19 protein-coding genes and 2 tRNA genes are annotated in these 18,833 nt (G+C 62.2%); 15 read left to right on the top strand and 6 right to left on the bottom strand.

What is annotated here, in order from left to right; genetic code table 11:
* Window positions 1-7: 7 nt before the first annotated feature.
* Window positions 8-652, top strand: a complete 645-nt coding sequence (locus tag JKV55_RS12085) for a tellurite resistance TerB family protein (RefSeq protein WP_202085697.1) — start codon at window positions 8-10, stop codon at window positions 650-652.
* Between the two features lie 4 nt (window positions 653-656).
* Here JKV55_RS12085 and JKV55_RS12080 read toward each other — a convergent pair.
* Window positions 657-732: transfer RNA gene (locus JKV55_RS12080), tRNA-His, on the bottom strand.
* A 6-nt stretch (window positions 733-738) separates the two neighbouring features.
* Window positions 739-815 (bottom strand) — tRNA-Arg (locus JKV55_RS12075).
* A gap of 183 nt (window positions 816-998) precedes the next feature.
* Here JKV55_RS12075 and folD point away from each other — a divergent pair.
* Window positions 999-1,856, top strand: coding sequence for a bifunctional methylenetetrahydrofolate dehydrogenase/methenyltetrahydrofolate cyclohydrolase FolD (folD, locus tag JKV55_RS12070; RefSeq protein ID WP_202085695.1), 858 nt, complete (start codon window positions 999-1,001; stop codon window positions 1,854-1,856).
* Between the two features lie 201 nt (window positions 1,857-2,057).
* Here the strand turns inward: folD and JKV55_RS12065 are convergent, their stop codons facing one another.
* From JKV55_RS12065 to cysS, 3 genes are all read right to left on the bottom strand, one after another.
* The gene (locus JKV55_RS12065; RefSeq protein ID WP_202085687.1) at window positions 2,058-2,384 is read right to left on the bottom strand and encodes a hypothetical protein; all 327 of its coding nucleotides are present in this window, start codon (window positions 2,382-2,384) and stop codon (window positions 2,058-2,060) included.
* 286 nt (window positions 2,385-2,670) lie between these two features.
* On the bottom strand, window positions 2,671-2,958 hold the full coding sequence (locus tag JKV55_RS12060) for a hypothetical protein (RefSeq protein ID WP_202085685.1): 288 nt from the start codon (window positions 2,956-2,958) through the stop codon (window positions 2,671-2,673).
* Between the two features lie 99 nt (window positions 2,959-3,057).
* Window positions 3,058-4,437 carry a cysteine--tRNA ligase gene (cysS, locus tag JKV55_RS12055; protein WP_202085683.1) on the bottom strand — a complete coding sequence of 460 codons (1,380 nt, stop codon included), beginning with the start codon at window positions 4,435-4,437 and terminating at the stop codon, window positions 3,058-3,060.
* Window positions 4,438-4,728: 291 nt separating this feature from the next.
* Between cysS and JKV55_RS12050 the strand changes: the two genes are divergently transcribed.
* The 11 genes from JKV55_RS12050 (at window position 4,729) to JKV55_RS12000 (ending at window position 14,625) form a co-directional block, all read left to right on the top strand.
* On the top strand, window positions 4,729-5,415 hold the full coding sequence (locus JKV55_RS12050) for a response regulator transcription factor (RefSeq protein ID WP_202085682.1): 687 nt from the start codon (window positions 4,729-4,731) through the stop codon (window positions 5,413-5,415).
* The gene (locus JKV55_RS12045) at window positions 5,399-6,655 is read left to right on the top strand and encodes a sensor histidine kinase (RefSeq protein WP_202085680.1); all 1,257 of its coding nucleotides are present in this window, start codon (window positions 5,399-5,401) and stop codon (window positions 6,653-6,655) included. The genes JKV55_RS12050 and JKV55_RS12045 overlap by 17 nt, the downstream gene beginning before the upstream one ends.
* A 124-nt stretch (window positions 6,656-6,779) precedes the next feature.
* The gene (locus tag JKV55_RS12040; RefSeq protein ID WP_369409645.1) at window positions 6,780-8,408 is read left to right on the top strand and encodes a phosphoethanolamine transferase; all 1,629 of its coding nucleotides are present in this window, start codon (window positions 6,780-6,782) and stop codon (window positions 8,406-8,408) included.
* 113 nt (window positions 8,409-8,521) lie between these two features.
* Window positions 8,522-10,504, top strand: coding sequence for an LTA synthase family protein (locus JKV55_RS12035; protein ID WP_202085676.1), 1,983 nt, complete (start codon window positions 8,522-8,524; stop codon window positions 10,502-10,504).
* Window positions 10,491-10,865: a diacylglycerol kinase gene (locus JKV55_RS12030; protein WP_202085674.1), complete on the top strand. Its 375-nt coding sequence runs from the start codon at window positions 10,491-10,493 to the stop codon at window positions 10,863-10,865. The genes JKV55_RS12035 and JKV55_RS12030 overlap by 14 nt, the downstream gene beginning before the upstream one ends.
* A 112-nt stretch (window positions 10,866-10,977) precedes the next feature.
* On the top strand, window positions 10,978-11,475 hold the full coding sequence (locus tag JKV55_RS12025) for a peptidylprolyl isomerase (RefSeq protein WP_202085672.1): 498 nt from the start codon (window positions 10,978-10,980) through the stop codon (window positions 11,473-11,475).
* A gap of 72 nt (window positions 11,476-11,547) precedes the next feature.
* On the top strand, window positions 11,548-12,285 hold the full coding sequence (lpxH, locus tag JKV55_RS12020) for a UDP-2,3-diacylglucosamine diphosphatase (protein ID WP_202085670.1): 738 nt from the start codon (window positions 11,548-11,550) through the stop codon (window positions 12,283-12,285).
* Complete coding sequence (locus JKV55_RS12015) at window positions 12,282-12,650, top strand: diacylglycerol kinase (RefSeq protein ID WP_202085668.1); 369 nt, start codon at window positions 12,282-12,284, stop codon at window positions 12,648-12,650. Before lpxH ends, JKV55_RS12015 begins: the two co-directional genes overlap by 4 nt.
* Before the next feature lie 283 nt (window positions 12,651-12,933).
* Complete coding sequence (locus JKV55_RS12010) at window positions 12,934-13,605, top strand: CsgG/HfaB family protein (protein ID WP_202085666.1); 672 nt, start codon at window positions 12,934-12,936, stop codon at window positions 13,603-13,605.
* A gap of 16 nt (window positions 13,606-13,621) precedes the next feature.
* Window positions 13,622-13,978, top strand: a complete 357-nt coding sequence (locus JKV55_RS12005; protein WP_202085664.1) for a DUF4810 domain-containing protein — start codon at window positions 13,622-13,624, stop codon at window positions 13,976-13,978.
* Window positions 13,978-14,625, top strand: coding sequence for a DUF799 domain-containing protein (locus JKV55_RS12000; RefSeq protein WP_202085656.1), 648 nt, complete (start codon window positions 13,978-13,980; stop codon window positions 14,623-14,625). The genes JKV55_RS12005 and JKV55_RS12000 overlap by 1 nt, the downstream gene beginning before the upstream one ends.
* Window positions 14,626-14,947: 322 nt before the next feature.
* On the opposite strand, the gene tyrR is transcribed toward JKV55_RS12000, so the two are convergent.
* Entirely contained in the window at window positions 14,948-16,504 is a 1,557-nt protein-coding gene (gene tyrR, locus JKV55_RS11995) for a transcriptional regulator TyrR (RefSeq protein WP_202085654.1), read from the bottom strand.
* A gap of 214 nt (window positions 16,505-16,718) precedes the next feature.
* Between tyrR and JKV55_RS11990 the strand changes: the two genes are divergently transcribed.
* Window positions 16,719-17,279 carry an acyl-CoA thioesterase gene (locus tag JKV55_RS11990; RefSeq protein WP_202085652.1) on the top strand — a complete coding sequence of 187 codons (561 nt, stop codon included), beginning with the start codon at window positions 16,719-16,721 and terminating at the stop codon, window positions 17,277-17,279.
* The gene (locus tag JKV55_RS11985; protein WP_202085650.1) at window positions 17,280-18,689 is read left to right on the top strand and encodes an aminotransferase-like domain-containing protein; all 1,410 of its coding nucleotides are present in this window, start codon (window positions 17,280-17,282) and stop codon (window positions 18,687-18,689) included.
* Window positions 18,690-18,833 lie beyond the last annotated feature (144 nt).

Below are 18,833 nucleotides of genomic sequence, written 5' to 3'. Positions count from 1 at the left end.
GGCATTCATGAAAGTAGACAAACTGATCGGCCAGTTCCTGGGCAACAACCCCGGCTTCGGCAAGGGCGCCGCCACCGGCGGCATTCTCGGGCTGCTGCTCGGCAGCAAGAAGGGCCGCAAGATGACCGGCGGCACCCTCAAGTATGCGGGGCTGGCCGCCGCCGGCGTCATGGCCTGGAAGGCCTACCAGAACTGGCAGCAGGGCACGTCGCCGGCCCAGGCCGACGGCGCCAGCGGCGCCGATCTGCAACGGCTGGATCCGCGCTTTTCGCCCGACGCCCCCGCCGCCAACGGCGAATCCTTCCAGCTCTCGCTGATGCGGGCCATGATAGGGGCGGCCAAGGCCGACGGCCACGTGGACGGCGCCGAGCAGCAACGGATCTTCGAACAGGTGGAGCAGATGGGGCTGGCGGCGGATGAAAAGGCGCTGGTGTTCGACATGTTGTCGGCCCCGGTGGCGCTGACGGATATCGTGGCCTCGGCCAGGGGACCCGAGCAGGCGGCGGAGCTGTATCTGGCCTCGCGGCTGGTGATAGCGCCGGATCAGGCGGCGGAGCGGGCCTATTTGCAGGCGCTGGCACACAGGCTCAATCTGCCCGAGGAGCTGGTGGCTCATCTGGAAAAACAGGTGGAGCAGGGAATAGGGGAATAAGAGCTGGGGTGACCGACGGGGCTCGAACCCGCGACAACCGGAATCACAATCCGGGACTCTACCAACTGAGCTACGGTCACCACAAATGGCGCGCCCTGCAGGACTCGAACCTGCGACCATCCGCTTAGAAGGCGGATGCTCTATCCAGCTGAGCTAAGGGCGCTTTTTGCATTTACCCAGCGGCCAGGCCACTGCGTAACGGGGCGGCATAATACCTATTTGCTCCTGTGGGGTCAACGGCTTTATCCGGGCCATGGGGCCGGATAAAGCCGTGGGTGCTCGCTTATCAAAGCCCTGAAAAAATGCGACAATCGCCGCAGGTTTATAAAGGTGAGAATCAACGCAGATGTCAGCTCAAATAATCGATGGAAAAGCGATTGCACAGGCGGTACGCAACCAGGTGGCCGAACGGGTAGCCGAACGCAAAAGCGCGGGCAAGCGTGCACCCGGCCTGGCGGTGATACTGGTGGGCGCCAATCCCGCTTCCCAGGTGTACGTCGGCAGCAAGCGCCGGGCCTGCGAGGAGGTAGGCTTTATCTCCAAATCCTACGATTTGCCCCAGGAAACCACAGAGCAACAACTGCTGGACCTGATCGACGAGCTGAACCGGGACGCCACCATAGACGGTATCCTGGTGCAACTGCCGCTGCCGGGCCATATCGACAGCACCCTGGTGGTCGAGCGCATCCACCCCCACAAGGATGTGGATGGCTTCCATCCCTACAACGTGGGGCGCCTGGCCCAGCGCATCCCGGCCCTGCGGCCCTGCACCCCCAAGGGCATCATGACCCTGATCGAGCGCAGCCATATCAAGACCCACGGCCTCAACGCCGTGGTGGTGGGCGCCTCCAATATCGTGGGCCGGCCCATGACCCTGGAGCTGCTGCTGGCCGGCTGTACCACTACCACCTGCCATCGCTTCACCGAAGATCTCAAGGGCAAGGTGGAAGGCGCCGACCTGCTGGTGGTGGCGGTGGGCAAGCCCAACTTCATTCCCGGCGACTGGATCAAACCCGGTGCCGTGGTGATCGATGTGGGTATCAACCGCCTGGACGACGGCCGGCTGGTGGGCGACGTGGAGTATGCGGTGGCCGCCGAACGCGCCGCCTACATCACCCCGGTGCCCGGTGGCGTGGGCCCCATGACGGTGGCGACCCTGATCGAGAATACCCTGATCGCCTGCGAACGCTATCACGACAACTGATCCGCCTGAACCGGGGGCCGGGTGTCTTCCCGGTTTCCCCTCGCAGCGGGAAAGGCGATACATTGGCTGAACCAGGATGTGATCTAGAAGGAAATTTTCGGCACCGAGACGGGCTCGGTACGGCGGGGCGCGTGGGGTTTTAGAGTTATCCGCGGCTTTGTCGACAGCCTGGGCTGAGGGGAGCCAAGGCTCCCCTGTGGCTTACTGGTTGCTTTCTTCCATCAATTCATTCAACCGCTCCTCGGCTTCGGCGGCGGCGTCATCCATGGCCTGCTCCACTTCCTCGGCCTGTTCGCCGGCGGCGTCCATGGCGCTGTCGGCGGCGGCATCCAGGTTTTCACCCAGCTCTTCCATACCCAGCGCTTCCGCGGCGTCATCGGCCATCTGTTCGCCCTGCTCCTGTACCCTCTCGATGGCTTCATCGACATTTTCACCGGCTTGTTCGGCGGGGCCCTTGTTATCGCAGGCGGCAAGACCAAAAGCCGTGACAGAGGTAAACAGCAGAACATTAAGCAATGACTTCTTCATATCGGTTCCTCGCTAGATTGCATGGCGGCCAGGCCGCTTTTGTGTTTTTGCTCTATTAGTAATAGCTCAACTTTGATCCGAATAACAGTAGCAGCATAAGGAGGGGAGTCGGTTGCTTTTATAAAAAAACAATATTTATCAATGAGTAATAAAAAGCAGCGAGCGAAGTTGACGTAACCGGATAGGTAAAGCCCGGTGCCGGTATGACGAAGTTTGTCATCCTGTCGCCGTTATTACCGCATGGGGAAGGCGGTGTGATGACACCGCCTTTCTTTGTCGAACCGGGTTATTCCTGGTTCAGGGTTCTGTCCATGATTTCGTTCAGGCGATCTTCCGCTTCTCTGGATGCTTCTTCTATGGCTTGCTGAAATTCTTCCTTCTGCTGCTCCAGCATTTCCGGTTTCGGCTCGGTAGCGAGATCGGCCGCTTCATCCTGATAGGCTTCGGGCTGGGATGCCGCTTGCTGCATCACCTCGTCGATCTTGTCACCGACATCGGCAGTCGGGCCTGGCTCATCACAGCCACTCAGGGCGAACAGGGTGGCCAGCAAGGCGGCCGGAATTACTTTTTTCATCTCGGGGCTCCTTTAAAAACCTGGTTAGGGGCTCGCTAAAAAACGGGGCACCTATTATGGTGCCCATGACAAAATTTGCAATATCGGCGGCCGTGGCGGTTATTTTCGGCGCCAGCGGGTGCCTTCGGGGCCGTCTTCCAGCACTATGCCCATCTCGGTCAGCCGGTTCCGGGCGGCATCGGCGGCGGCCCAGTCCTTGGCCTGGCGGGCATCGAGCCGGGCCTGGATCAGCCGTTCGATCTCGGCCACTTCATCGTCGGCGCCGGCATCGCCGCGCAAAAAGGTCTCGGGATCCTGCCCCAGCAGGCCCAGTACCCCGGCCAGTTCGCGCAGGCGGGCGGCCAGGCCGGCGGCGGTAGTGTCGTCCTGGCCCTTCTGCCGGTTGATTTCCCGCGCCAGATCGAACAGCACAGAGTAGGCTTCGGGGGTGTTGAAGTCGTCATTCATGGCCGCCTTGAACCGGGTCACGAATTCCTCGCCGCCCTCCGCCGCCACTACCGGCAGATCGCGCAGGGCGGTATAAAAGCGTTCCAGCGCCGCCCGGGCCTTGTTCAGGTTGTCGTCCGAGTAATTGAGCTGGCTGCGGTAATGGCCGGACAGCAGGAAGTAGCGGATGGTCTCGCCGTCGTAGTGCTCCAGCACGTCACGGATGGTGAAGAAGTTGCCGAGCGACTTGGACATCTTCTCCTGATCCACCATCACCATGCCCGAATGCATCCAGGTGTTGACGTAGGGGCTGTGGTTGGCGCAGCAGCTCTGGGCGATTTCGTTCTCGTGGTGGGGAAACTGCAGGTCGGAGCCGCCGCCGTGGATGTCGAAATGCTTGCCCAGGTGCTTGCCGTTCATGGCCGAGCACTCGATGTGCCAGCCGGGGCGACCCGGGCCCCAGGGCGAATCCCAGCTCGGCTCGCCGGGCTTGGACTGTTTCCACAGCACGAAATCGAGCGGGTTGCGCTTGGCCTGCTCCACTTCCACCCGGGCGCCGGCCTGCAATTGCTCCAGATTCTGGCCGGAAAGCTTGCCGTAGTCCTTGAAGCTGCTCACCTCGAACAGCACGTCGCCGTTGTCGGCCACATAGGCATGACCGTCCCCGATCAGGCTTTCGACCATGGCGATGATCTCGGGAATATGCTGGGTGGCCTTGGGCTCGATATCGGGACGGGCGATATGGAGGGCGTCGAAATCCTTGTACATCTCCAGGGTGAGCCGTTCGGTCAGGGCATCGCAGCTTTCCCCGTTCTCGGCGGCACGCTTGATGATTTTGTCGTCGATATCGGTGATGTTACGCACAAAAGTCAGGTCGTAACCCAGGTAGCGCAGGTAGCGGGTGACCACGTCGAAGGCGACGAAGGTACGGCCGTGGCCGATATGACAGAGATCGTAAATGGTGACACCACAGACGTACATGCCGACCTTGCCGGGCACCAGGGGAGTGAATTGTTCTTTTTGTCGGGTAAGGGAATTGTAGATTTTCAGCATGATTCCGGGTCTTGGTGATGAATGTTGGTCTGTGCGTATTGAACCTTTAATGGCCATTCGGTGCAAGTCCAAAGCCCCACCGGCGCTGGCGGTAACAGCCCTCAACCGGCAGTGGCGGAGGAAATGTTTCCCAAAAGCGTTGGTCAATTCGCCGCCCACCGTCCACCCGACTATTATGGCGGCAAACTTAAGGCTACATTAAGCACTTCGTCGATGTTTTAATGACCCCGTTCTACCAAAGACAATGGTTCATAGAATCATTGCTGCACCGATCCAGGACGAGGAGAGTGAATGCGCATACTGGTGGTGGAAGACAACCCGGATATCCTGGTCAACATCGTCGACTTCCTGATCCTTAAAGGATGTACCGTCGATGCCCTCTACAACGGGGCCGCGGCCCTGGCACAGCTGGGCCGGCAGGAATACGATCTGCTGGTGCTCGATCTGAACCTGCCGGGGCTCGATGGCCTGGCGCTGTGCCGCTGGCTGCGCGCCGAGCTCAATCCGCTGCCGGTGCTGATGCTGACCGCGCGCGAGACCCTGGATGACAAACTGGCCGGGTTCGAGGTGGGTGCCGACGATTATCTGGTCAAACCCTTCGCGCTGCCCGAGCTGTGGTCACGCATCCAGGCGGTGCTCAAGCGCAGCCAGAAACAACTGGCGCGGTGTTTGACGGTGGCCGACCTGACCCTGGATCTGGACACCCGCAAGGTTCGCCGTCAGGGCAGGGACATCAGCCTCAACCCCAAATGCCTCAAGTTGCTGGAAATACTGATGAAAAATGCGCCTCACGTCGTCAGCCGGGCTAGCCTGGCCAGCCAGCTGTGGGCCGACGAGCCGCCCGACAGCGACGGGCTCAAGTCCCATATCTACCTGCTGCGCAGCGCCATCGACAAACCCTTCGCCAGCGCCCTGATCCACACGGTACACGGCCAGGGTTACCGCCTGGCCGCCGACGACCATGCGCCTGACCATTAACGCCCGCCTGCAGTGGGTGCTCAACCTGCTGATCGTCACCCTGAGCCTGTTGGCGGCCGGGGCCATAGTGCTGCTGGTGTTTTGGTTTGAACGCGGCCTGTTCTATAACCACCTGCAGAGCGATTTGCTGGATCAGGTACAGGCCCACCTGTCGTTCGAGCAGCCCCTGGTGCTGGCGATGGCCGATTCCACCTATTACAAGTTGCATCCCGACCAGCTCGAACTCCTGCCGGAGCCGTTCCGGGACTATCCGGAAGGCGGCCATGAGGTGCTGCTGACAGAGGGAGCCTATCACCTCTTTGTGCATTACGAGGACGGCTGGCTGCATGTGCTGGTACAGGATCAGAGCGAGTTCGAACGCTATGAGCTGGGGGTATTCGGCAGCCTGGTGTTCGGAGTGCTGGCGGTGTGGGCGTTGGGGTTCTGGCTGTCCCGCCGGCTCAGCCGCCAGATCCTGCAGCCGGTCACCAATCTGGCAGAGGAGGTGACACGCCTGCGTCACCAATCCGGTGCCCGGCTGCAGGGGCGCTATCCGGACGATGAAACCGGCCAGCTGGCGCAGACCTTCGAGGAATATGCCCGGCAGGTCCATGACTTGCTGCAGCGGGAGCAGCAGTTTTCCGCCAATGCCAGCCACGAATTGCGCACACCCATGATGGTGATCCGCGGCGCGATCGACATGCTGCGGGAAACCGGTTCGGGATCGGAGCCGGAGCGGTGCCAGCTCGACCGGATAGAAACGGCGCTCGACGAGATGCAGCAGCAGGTCAACCTGTTTCTGCAGTTATCCCGCTCCCCCGAGCAGGCGGCACGGCATGACACGCCGGCGCCGCTCGCCGAAGTGGCTACCCGGCTGTGGGAGTACTGGCTGCCCCTGGCCCGCCGGCGTGGCCTCGGCCTTAGCCTGAAGATAGCGCCAGAGGCCGAATCGAGTGGCTCGCCGATGGTGCCGGCCACCCTGATGGGCGCCGTTATCAACAACCTGCTGCGCAATGCCGTCAACCACACGACCGAGGGCGGTGTCGAGCTTTACCTGGGGCCTGGCTGGCTGGAAGTGAGCGATACGGGACCGGGCATAGCGCCGGACGCCCTGACCCGGGTGCGCGAGCGGGGCGTCACCGGCGGGGACGGCTTTGGCCTGGGGCTCTCCATCGTCGAACGGGTGTGCCAGCATCAGCACTGGACCTTGACCCTGGATGCCAACCAGCCCTCGGGAACCCGGGTCCGTATCGGCCTGTAACCGGGATTTCGACCTTTTTTTCACCATGACCCCGCTAGGCTGGGAACCGCCCGCTACACAAGCGTGGGCCAAGCCCCGGCAGTAGGCCGGATATCCTGTTTTCCTGGTTTTTATGGTGATACACGTGTTTGCCCAACGTCCTAGTATTTCTTCCCGCTGGTTGGTGTTCCTGCTGGCGCTGTATTTCTTTTTTGTGCTTAACCTGCCGCTTATCGCCAGGCTGATCGACATCCTGGGCCGGCTGGAGGCAGTCAGGTTTGGCTTTGTGCTGTCCATTCCCGTGTTCTTCGTGGCCTGTCTGAATATCCTGCTCACCCTACTGGCGGTGAAATACCTGGAAAAAGGCCTGTTCATCCTGCTGCTGTTGCTGTCCTCGGCGGTGAGCTATGCCATGTTCAACTACGGGGTCGTGCTCGATCGGGACATGATGGTCAACATCATGCAGACCCATGCGGGGGAGGCCAAATCCTATTTCAATGGCAGTTCCCTGCTCTGGTTTCTGCTTGCCGGCGCACTGCCCGCGCTGCTGGTCGCCCGGGTGCGGATCCGTCACGATGGCCTGCTGAGGGACCTGTGCTGGAAAGCGCTGTCGGTGCTGGGCTCCCTTGCGGTGATAGGTGTCATCGCGCTGTGCTATTACCAGGATTATGCCTCGGTCGGGCGTAATAACAGTCATTTGCGGCAACTCATCATTCCCACCTACTATCTGTCCAGCGCCAGCGGTTATGTGTACAACACCTATCTCAAAGAGGAACTGCCCTACCAGACCCTGGGCGAGGATGCACAGCTGGCGCCATCCCGGCCCGAGCGCAAGCCCACTTTGCTGGTGCTGATGGTCGGAGAAACGGCTCGGAGCATGAATTTTGAGCATAACGGCTATCCGCGTGGCACCAATGCATTCACCAGGGAGCAGGCGGTTGTTTCGTTCCGTTCGGTCACCTCCTGCGCAACGACCACGGCGGTGTCGGTTCCCTGCATGTTTTCCCGGCTGTCCCGCACGGACTACGACGCCGAACAGGCAGCGCGCCAGGACAACCTGCTGGACGTACTCCAGCGTGCCGGCGTCAATGTGCGCTGGTTTGAGAACGATGGCGGTTGCAAGGGCGTCTGTGCCCGGGTCGAGACCGTCGAGTTTCGCCCCGAGGACGGCGGTCCCCTGTGCGATGGCGACTACTGCAAGGACGGCGTGCTGCTGGAGGCCGTGCAACGGGCCATGGCCGCTGCCGAGCGGCAGGATACCGTGCTGGTGCTGCACATGGTGGGCAGCCACGGTCCCACCTACTATCGGCGTTACCCGGCCGAGTTTGCCCACTTTCAGCCCGACTGCCGGCGCAGTGATATCCAGAACTGCAGCACCCATGAGCTGGTGAACAGCTACGACAATACCCTCTACTACAGCGACTATATCATCAGCCAGGTGGTCAAGTTGCTGGATGAGCGCCGGCCGGACTGGAACACGGGCCTGCTGTACCTGTCCGATCACGGCGAGTCACTGGGGGAAAAAGGCCTTTACCTGCACGGCATGCCCTATGCGCTGGCCCCGGAGCAGCAGACCCAGGTTCCGCTGATGCTCTGGCTGTCTTCCGGGCTGAGTCGGGAGGCCCGGCTTGATCGGCAGTGTCTGCAGCACCAGGCCAGCCAGGGCCACTACTCCCACGACAACCTGTTTGACTCCGTGCTCGGGTTGATGGGCGTGAAGAGCAAGGTGTACCGGCCGGCGCTGGATATGCTGGCGGAGTGCCGTACCGGCTGAGCCCGGTTTTCCCCGACGGTGCCGGAGCTTTTCACCTTTTTTTCACCTCCGGCTCGCTAGCATGGCCGCCATGAATGATGTGGTCCATGCATAAAGGGGATCCTGAGGTGAGCATGTCCTGGGTGAAGAGAGGTTCCGGGCCGTTATGGCCCTTTTTCTGTTTTTTCTGGCTGAACCTGGCACTGCTGGGTGCCAGCCGACTGGGGCTTTCCGCCTGGCAGGCCGGGCGGGTGAACGAGGCTCAGGGCTGGGTCCACCTGCTGTTGCAGGGGCTGAGGATCGATCTGTCGACCCTGTGCTGGCTGTTTGGTGTGCCGGCGGTGTTGACGGCGTTGCTCGCCGGCCCCGGGGCCCTGGGGCGCGCCTGGCTGTGTCTGATGCGGCTGTGGCTGGCCGCCGGCACCGGTTTGCTGCTGTTGCTCGAGCTGGCCACCCCCGCCTTTATCGATACCTATGATCTGCGCCCCAACCGGCTCTTCGTGGAATACCTGATTTATCCGAGGGAAGTGTTCGGCATGCTCTGGCAGGGACACAGGATAGCCCTGCTGCTGGCCGCCGTCCTGGTGCCGGCGGCGCTATGGGCAGGCTGGCGCTGGTCGGGGCGCTTGTGCCGCGATGTGAGGATACCCGCCTGGTACTGGCGACCCGTGCTGGCCGTGTTGATCCTGGTACTGGGACTGGCGGGAGCCCGTTCCAGCCTGGGCCACCGGGGCCTTAATCCCGCCCTGGTGGCCTTTTCCACCGATCCCCTGGTCAACACCCTGGTGCTGAATTCCGCCTATTCGGTCGGCTTTGCCATCAAGCAACTGGGCAAGGAAGAGGACGCGGCCTCCCTTTATGGCCACATGGACCGAGCCGAACTGTTGCGTACCCTGCGCCGGGCCCAGGGGCGGCCCGACGGCGATTATGTATCGCAGGAACTGCCCACGCTGACCCGCAACGTCGCCAGTTACCGGGGGCGGTCAAAGAACCTGGTGATCATCCTGGAGGAAAGCCTGGGCGCCCAGTTTGTCGGTACCCTGGGCGGCCTGCCCCTGACTCCCGAGTTCGACCGGCTTGCCGAGCAGGGCTGGCTGTTCGAGCAACTGTATGCCACCGGGACCCGCTCGGTGCGCGGCATAGAAGCGGTGGTCACCGGTTTTACGCCCACGCCGGCGCAGGCCGTGGTCAAACTGGACAGAAGCCAGACCGGCTTTTTTACCCTGGCGCAATTGCTGAGGGAGCAAGGCTACCGAACCGGGTTTATTTACGGTGGCGAAAGCCACTTCGATAACATGGCCAGCTTCTTCCTGGGCAACGGCTTTGAACACATAGTGGACCAGCGTGACTTCACGGATGCCGTGTTTCAGGGCTCCTGGGGGGTGAGCGACGAGGATCTGTTCGCCCGGGCACACCAGGAATTCGAACGGCTGCAGTGGGACGACCAGCCCTTCTTCAGCCTGGTGTTCAGCTCCAGCAACCATGATCCCTTCGAATTTCCGGATGGACGCATTGCGCTGTACGAACAGCCGAAGCCGACGCGCAACAATGCCGCCAAATATGCCGATTACGCCCTGGGACAGTTCTTTGCCAAGGCCCGGCAGGCGGACTACTGGCAGGACACCCTGTTCCTGGTGGTGGCCGATCACGACTCTCGTACCTATGGCCCCGAGCTGGTGCCGGTGCCGCATTTTCGGGTGCCCGCCCTGCTGCTGGGCGAGGGCATAGCGGCCCGCCGTGACGAGCGTCTGGTGAGCCAGATCGACCTGCCGCCGACCCTGCTGTCGCTGATTGGCATCGACAGCGACAATCCCATGCTGGGGCGGGATCTGACCCGGTTCTCGCCCAACCGTGCCCTGATGCAGTTCGACAAGAATTTCGCGCTGCTCAAGGGCGACGAGATGGCGGTACTGCAGCCTGAACGGGAGGGATTGGGGTTTCGTTACGACGCGCTCAGCCAGCGTCTGACGTCGGCGCCCCTTGACCCTAGCCTGCTGGACGAGGCCCGCGCCTATGCCCTGTGGGGCAGCCTGGCCTATCAACAGGGCTGGTATCGCCTGCCGGCGCCGGCGCTGGCCCGTTTGCCTACCGGAGAGTCGAACGATGAAACCCGCTGATACCGGCTTTATCCGGCTGATCCGTGCCCTTGGCTACTCCCGCCAGGGCCTGGCAAGCGCCTGGCGCTTCGAGGCCGCCTTTCGCCAGGAATGCGCCCTGGCCCTGATACTGGTGCCGGTGGCGTTGTTTTGGCACCCGGGGCTGGTGCCCACCCTGCTGCTGATCGCCAGCCTGCTGCTGGTCATGATAGTGGAGTTGCTGAACTCGGCCATCGAAGCAGTGGTGGATCGTATCGGCCCCGAGCACCATGAACTGGCCGGCCGGGCCAAGGATATCGGCTCGGCGGCGGTGTTGCTTGCGCTGGTGCTGGCGGCGCTCGTCTGGCTTGGAATACTGGGCGCACAGATATGGCATGAGTGAAACTTGCCGGTTTAATGGCCATTCGGTGCCGGTCGTGTGGGCGGCAGGGGTTCGCTAAAGCGTCGGCTTGCGTTAAAATCGATTTCTGAACCTACTATCTGGATACGCAATTATGGTCACACTGCACACTACTTACGGCGACATCACCCTGAACCTGTTTGCCGACAAGGCCCCGGACACCGTCGCCAACTTCCTGCAATACTGCCGCGATGGCCACTACGACAACACCCTGTTCCACCGGGTGATCGACGGTTTCATGATCCAGGGCGGCGGTTACGGCCCCGGCTTCGAAGAAAAGGCCACCCGTGCCCCCGTCAAGAACGAAGCCGGCAACGGCCTGGCCAACAAGGTCGGCACCGTCGCCATGGCCCGCACCATGGAGCCGCACTCCGCCACCGCCCAGTTCTTTATCAACGTCAACGACAATGACTTCCTGAACTTCAAGTCCGCCACCAGCCAGGGCTTCGGCTACTGTGTATTTGGCGAAGTGGTCGAAGGCATGGACGTGGTCAACAAGATCAAGGGCGTGGCCACCGGCACCCGTGGTTATATGCACCAGGACGTTCCGGTGGACGACGTGCTGATCACCGGCGTGACCGTCGGCGAATAAGGCCTCCCGGCTGTTGGAAGCAATGCCCGCCCCGGCGGGCATTGTTGTCTTTGTATTCAGGAACCGCCATTCATGCCTTGTACCCTCTTTATCGCCGATCTGCACCTGAGCAGCGGGCGTCCCGACATCACCGCCGCCTTCCTGCGCTTTATGCGTGAGGACGCGGTGCATGCCGATGCGCTTTATGTGCTGGGCGATCTGTTTGAATTCTCGATTGGTGATGACGAGCCGAGCGAGTTGAACCGGCAAGTGGCGTCGGCTTTCCATGCCTGCAGCGAGCGGGGCACTCCCGTTTATTTCATCCATGGCAACCGGGACTTCATGGTGGGGCGCCGCTTCGCCCGGCAAGCGGGCATGACCCTGTTGCCCGAACAGCGGGTCGTCGATCTCTATGGCAGGCCTGCGCTTATCATGCATGGCGACACCCTGTGCATCGACGACGCCGGCTACCAGCGTTACCGTCGCATTACCCGCTGGCCCTGGCTGCAGTGGTTGTTCCTGCGGCTGCCGCTGCGCTTCCGGCTTAACATCGCCGACGGCATCCGCGGCAAGAGCGCCCGCTCCAAGCAGGACAAGATGATGCAGGTGATGGACGTGAACCAGGCCGAGGTGGCGCGGCAACTTCGGCTGAACGAGGTAGACTTGCTGATCCACGGCCATACTCACAGGCCCGGCATCCATGACCTCAGCATCGACGGCCGGCCGGCCCGGCGCATCGTGCTCGGCGACTGGTACACCCAGGGCAGCGTACTGTCGGTCAGCCCCCAGGGGGTGGAGTTGCAGAGCAGGGCTTTCAAGGAGCAACCATGAAACCTGGCAAGACAGGACTGACCCGTATTATTTCCGCCGGCGGCTATTCGCTGCAAGGCCTCAAAAGCGCTTATCGGAACGAGGCGGCCTTTCGCCAGGAGTGCTGGCTGGCGGCGGTATTGCTGCCCCTGGCCTGCTGGTGGGATGTAGGGCTGGTGGCCAGGGTGCTGCTGATCGGCAGCCTGGTGCTGGTGCTGGTGGTCGAACTGCTCAACTCGGCGGTGGAGGCGGTGGTGGATCGCATCGGTCCCGAGCACCACGAGCTGGCGGGGCGGGCCAAAGACATGGGCTCGGCCGCCGTGCTGCTGGCCCTGTTGCTGGCGGCCCTGACCTGGGTGCTGGTATTTATCGATTACGCCTTCTGAATAACCGTTCCCGGGGCTCTAAAATCGGGCCCCATGCAATCCGATAGCGTTTCGCCCGCAGGATACCGCAATTAACAGCGCGGTTGCGCTGTACCCGCCCGTGGTCTTGATTGATCTATTATTCGGCACCGCTATTTAATGCCATCTTTGGAATGGTTTCCCAGGCGGCGTTTATATCGCTTCTACTATTTTTGTGCCTGAAATAGAATTGTGCTGGCTTGCTCGGCAATACCCTATCCACATCATATTTGTGTTTATTTTTTATACGAAAGAGACGGTGATAATGAAAAAAACAACATTAGTGTGTGCCACCCTGCTGTCCGCCACCCTGGTCAGCGGTTGTGCGACCGAGTCTTCCCGCTCGCTGGCGGTAGAAAAAGTCAATTCCTATGGCAGCCAGTACCAGGGGGTTCGCAGTCCCATTTCCGTTGGGAAATTTGAAAACCGCTCCAGTTTTCAGCGCGGTATTTTTTCGGACGGGGTCGACCGGCTGGGCAATCAGGCCACCACCATACTGGTCACCCACCTGCAGCAGAGCAACCGTTTCAATGTGCTGGACAGGACCAATATGCAGGAGATAAAAGCCGAGGCCGGAATTAAAGGGCAGGCGCAGGCGTTGAAGGGGGCGGACTATGTCGTCACCGGCGATGTAACGGAGTTTGGCCGCAAGGCGGTCGGTGATCACCAGCTGTTCGGCATCCTGGGGCGCGGCAAGTCACAGATTGCCTATGCCAAGGTCAACCTGAACGTGGTGAACGTACAAACTTCAGAAGTGGTCTTTTCCTCCCAGGGGGCCGGCGAGTACAGCCTGTCCAACCGTGAAATCGTCGGCTTTGGCGGTACCGCCGGCTATGACTCGACCCTGAATGGCAAGGTGCTGGACCTGGCCATCCGTGAGGCGGTGAATAATCTGGTGGCCGGCGTCGAGCAGGGTGCCTGGAATCCGGTGCGATAACGGGCGGGAAGAGAACATGCACAATAAACGCTATACCTGTTCGCTGCTTATGGCCGCCGTTTTGCTTGCCGGCTGTGCCGGGCCGGGCACGCTGTATCAGTGGGATGCTTATCAGCCGTCGGTCTATCAGTATTACCAGGTAGATAACAACAATCTGGATGAGCAGGTCGCCCAGCTGGAAGAAAGTATCGAGAAAGCAAGGGCGAAAGATCGCCGGGTTGCCCCCGGTTTGCATGCCCACCTGGGATTGCTTTATGCCAATAGCGGGAGGGAGCAGCAGGCGCTTGAACAATTTGCGACAGAGAAACGTTTGTTTCCCGAGTCGGCGGTGTTTATGGACTTTTTGCTGAAACAGAACAAGGACACCCTGTGATGAAACGGACACTGTATCCACTCCTGTTGCTCGTGACGGCGATATTGGCGGGCTGTGCCGCGCCCGAGGCCTACGACTATGCCGCTTTTAAAGCAGCCAAGCCCAAGTCGATATTGGTGTTGCCACCGGCAAATCAGTCGCCCGACGTCAAGGCCAGTTACAGCCTGTTATCCCAGGTGACCTATCCGTTGGCGGAGTCCGGTTATTACGTTTTCCCCGTCGCGGTGGTGGATGAAACCTTCCGGCAGAACGGCCTGGTCAACCCGGAAGACATTCATAAGGTCCCGCTGGACAAACTGCACCAGATTTTCGGTGCCGATGCCGTGCTTTATATCGAGGTCGAGGAATACGGCACCAGCTATATGATCATCAGCAGCGATACCCGGGTCACCGCCAGCGCCCGCCTGGTCGACCTCAGAACGGGGCAGCAGCTCTGGGCCGGCAAGGCCACCGCCTCCAGCAGCGAGCAGAGCTCCAGCTCCGGCAGCCTGGTCGGGATGATGGTGCAGGCGGTGATCGAGCAGATTGCCAGCACCCTGACCGACAAAGGGCACCAGATCTCGGGGATCACCAGTGCCCGCCTGCTGTCGGCGGGCATGCCCAACGGCATTCTCTACGGCCCCCGTTCTCCGCATTTTGCCCAGTAAATCGGTGGTATATCACGGCCGTACCCGATACGGCCGATTTGTTGACAACGTCTCCCATCCTATTTCTAGATAGACATTTTTCCCTCAACGCAGCTGTTTAACCGTGGTCATCTCCGCGAAGGCGGAGATCCATGACAGTTTGCACTGGACTCCCGCCTTCGCGGGAGTGACAACAGAGTAACTCGAAGGTTTGTCAGCATGTTGGCCGTACCCGGCACCGGGTACGGCTTTTTTCTTTGTCTTCCCCAAGACAACCATGTGCCGGCAATGCCTTCTTGCGGCGGTTATCGTCTTCGTCACGGCGCAACCATCCGCTTTATCGTCACTTCTGCCGGCTGTGCTTGCCGATGCCGTAATCCTTGAGCTTGTTGGCGATGGCGGTGTGGGAGATATTGAGCCGCTTGGCCAGCTGGCGGGTGGAGGGGTATTCCGGGTAGAGCCGCTCCAGCAGTATCCGCTCGAAACCTTTCACCGCCTCTTCCAGCGAGCCTTCGCACAGGGCGTCCAGCCCCTGCAGGCCGTTCTGCTCCGGCAACGACAGCTGGGCCAGATCCAGTTCGTCTCCCTCCAGCAGGCTGATGGCCCGGTACAGGCTGTGCCTGAGCTGGCGCACGTTGCCCGGCCAGGCGTAATGCTGCAGATAGTCGGCCAGGGCGCGGGACAGCCGGGGCAGGGGGCGCTCCAGCTCGGCGGCGAAGCGGGTGCAGAAGTGCTGGGCCAGGGGCAGTATGTCCTTCTGCCGTTCGCGCAGGGGCGGAAGATGCAGGTTGAGCACGTTGAGCCGGTAGAACAGATCCCGGCGGAACTGGCCGCCCTGCACCAGGCCGGCCAGATCCTGCTGGGTGGTGCAGATAAAGCGGATATCCACCCGCACCTCCTGCTCGTCGCCCAGGCGGCGGAAGACGCCGTCCTGCAGCACCCGCAGCAGCTTGAGCTGCAGCAGCGGCGACATTTCGCCGATCTCGTCCAGCACCAGGGTGCCGCCATTGGCCTGATCCAGCACGCCGCGCTTGCCCTGGGCATTGTTGCCGAAGGCGCCGGGGGCATAGCCGAACAGCTCGTTTTCCGCCGCCTCGTCGGGAATGGCGGCGCAGTTGAGCAGGATGAAGGGCCCTTCGCCGCGCAGGCTGGCGTTGTGGCAGGCCCGGGCCAGCAGCTCCTTGCCGGTGCCGGTTTCGCCCTGGATCAGCAGGGGCGCGTCCAGGGTGGCCAGGCGGCGCGCCTCCCGGATCAGCTCGCTCATGGCCGGGCTCTGGGCCTGGAAACCGTCGAAATGGCCGCTTTCCCGGCTGCGCATCACCTTGAAGTGCTGGCCCACCCGGTAGGCGGACTTGAACACCACCACGGCGCCGGCCAGGCTCTGTTCGCCGGACTCTTCCGTTACCCAGATGGGCAGGAAGTCGGCCAGGTAGGGCTCGCCGCCGAGCGAGACTTTTTCGCTGAGCGGCTGCGGCTCGGCCTGTTCCAGCCAGCGGCTCACATAAACGCCCCTGAGCAGGGGACCCAGGGGTTGTTGCAGCAGCTGCGACTGGGGCTGGGCCAGCAGGGCGCAGGCGGCGTCGTTGGCCAGGCTGATGCGGCCCTTGGTGTCCACCGCCACCACGGCGTCGGGCAGCGCCTTGAGCAGCGCCATGATGGCGTTGTGCTCCCGCTCCGAGGGCATGCAGGGGATGGTTTTGACGTCATGGACCCCGGGAATGCGGCGGATGGCCGGCATCAGGTGCTGCAGGGCGGAGAAATCCAGGGTGGGGAAGTTCAGGTAGATGATGCCGCTGATGTCGATCTCGATGCCGCGCAGATCGATCCGGTGCTCCACCAGTATGTCCAGCAGCTCCCGGGTCAGGCCCAGGCGGTCTTCACAGGTAACTTTTAAGCGCATGGTGCTGTCTTGAGCCGTATCGGGCTGTAAATAATACCTTACAGCGATGGGCGATACGAGCCCCGCCCGGGCGGGCAGGGGGGCAAGTGTAAAAAAATCGGCTTTTTCGGCCGCAAACGGTTTACGCCGGCGGCCGGCTCGGACATCCTTAAGCGCCTTTCCCGCTGCGCGGGAAGGCGGAGTCTCCGGCATCAAGAACAAATCAGGTGAAGCAATGAACGAAGCGGGTTTCAGAACGGTTGAGTCGTCCCAGGTTATCCTCAAAGAGTTGATGGTCCCTTCCTACGCCAATTTCGGCGGCAAGGTGCATGGTGGGGTGATTTTGTCGCTGATGGACAAAATCGCCTATACCTGCGCCGCTACCCACGCCAAGGGCTACTGCGTGACCGCCTCGGTGGACTCGGTAGACTTCGTCAATCCGGTGGAGGTGGGCGAGCTGCTCACCCTGTACGCCTCGGTCAACTACGTGGGCAAGAGCTCGATGGAGGTGGGCATCAAGGTGGTGTCGGAAGATTTCCGCCAGGGCATCGTCAAGCACACCAACACCTCCTACTTCACCATGGTGGCGCTGGACGAGGAAACCCGCAAACCCATCGCCGTGCCCGGCCTTATCCTCGAGAGCGAGGAGGAGATCCGCCGCTTCGTGATGGGCAAGCTGCGCAAGAAGCTGCGCCGTGCCCACCAGCAGGAGCTTGCCGACATCCGCCAGGCCCTGAACCTGGGCCAGGAAATGGCCGAGCTGAAGGGGGAGAACTGCCAGCTGGCGCGCGGCTGAGTGACCAAGTACGAGCAACTGGCCCGGCAGCTGCAAGGCCAGATTGCGGCCGGCGCCTGGCAGCCGGGAGACCGGCTGCCTTCCCTGCGGGAAAGCGCGCGCCGGGCGGATCTCAGCCTGATGACGGTGCTCAGCGCCTATCAGCTGCTCGAAAGCGAGGGCTGGATCCGCTCCCGGCCCCAGTCCGGCTATTTCGTGGCCGAGCCGCCGGCAAGCACCATTGAGCACTCGCCGCCCTCGCTGCAACCGGCGGAAAACGTCGATATCAACGCCTTTATCTTCAAGCTGCTGCAGGCCGGGGACGATCCGTCCTGCGTGGCCCTGGGCTCCGCCTTTCCCGACCCGTCGCTCTTTCCCCGCCAGCAACTGGCCCGCTCCCTCGGCCGGGTGGCCCGGCAACTGCACCGCCAGGGCACCGGCGTGAGCCTGCCCCCCGGCCGCATCGAGCTCAGGCGCGCCATCGCCCGCCGCTATGCGGCCCGGGGCATGAGGGTGTCGCCCGATGAAATCGTCATCACCTCGGGGGCGCTGGAAGCGCTCAACCTCGGCCTGCAGTCGCTGACCGCGCCCGGCGACTGGGTGGTGGTGGAGTCGCCCGCCTTCTATGGCGCCCTGCAGGCGCTGGAGCGGCACCGGCTGAAGGCGGTGGCGGTGGCCACGGATCCCGTGCTTGGCATGGATCCGGATGCCCTGGCCGAGGCTCTGGAGCGCTACCCGGTCAAGGCCTGCTGGCTGATGAGCCACTGCCAGAATCCTTTGGGCGGCACCCTGCCGGCGGCCCGCAAGCCGCGGCTGCTGGCGCTGTTGGCCAGGCACGACGTGGCCCTGATCGAAGACGATGTCTACGGCGAGCTGTATGCCGGGGACGAGCCGCCCCTGCCGATCAAGGCCTGGGACGGGGAGGGGCGGGTGCTGCACTGCGCCTCCTTCTCCAAGACCCTGGGCAGCGGCATGCGCATCGGCTGGGTGGCGGCGGGGCGGCAGGCCGAGGCCGTGCAGCGGCTGCAGCTGATGAGCACCCTGTCCGCCAGCGCGCCCATGCAACTGGCCCTGGCCGATTACCTTGCCGGCCACCACTACGACAAGCACCTGCATACCCTGAGGCGCACCCTGGCGCAGCGCAAGCAGCGCTTCTGCCGGGCGGTGCAGCGGGCCTTTCCGCCCTCGGCCCGGCTGCATGGCGCCGAAGGCGGTTATTTCCTGTGGGTCGAGCTGCCGGCGCCGGTCTGCACCACCCGGCTGTACTGGCGGGCCCTGGCGGAGGGCATCACCATAGCCCCCGGGCGCATGTTCGCCACCGATGACCGCTACCGGCACTGCCTGCGGCTCAATACCTCCCTGCCCTGGAACTCCCGCAGCGACGCCGCCATCCGCCGGCTGGCGGAGCTGATCGGCGAACAGCTGGCCTAGCCCGGCTGTTCTGTAAACCGGCTCACAGACCGCAACTGTTATGGTCGATTTGCGGCCAACTGTTTATGTTGCGCCGTCTGCTCCCATGCTCTACTGCCCCGGTCGTGGCGGGCGTTCGACCCGCCTGTTCCAACCGAGCAATGT

The organism is Zobellella iuensis, from assembly GCF_016746085.1.
GTDB lineage: Bacteria > Pseudomonadota > Gammaproteobacteria > Enterobacterales > Aeromonadaceae > Oceanimonas > Oceanimonas iuensis.
Note: the sequence above shows the minus strand (reverse complement) of the source record. Positions and strands in the feature narration are given on the sequence as shown.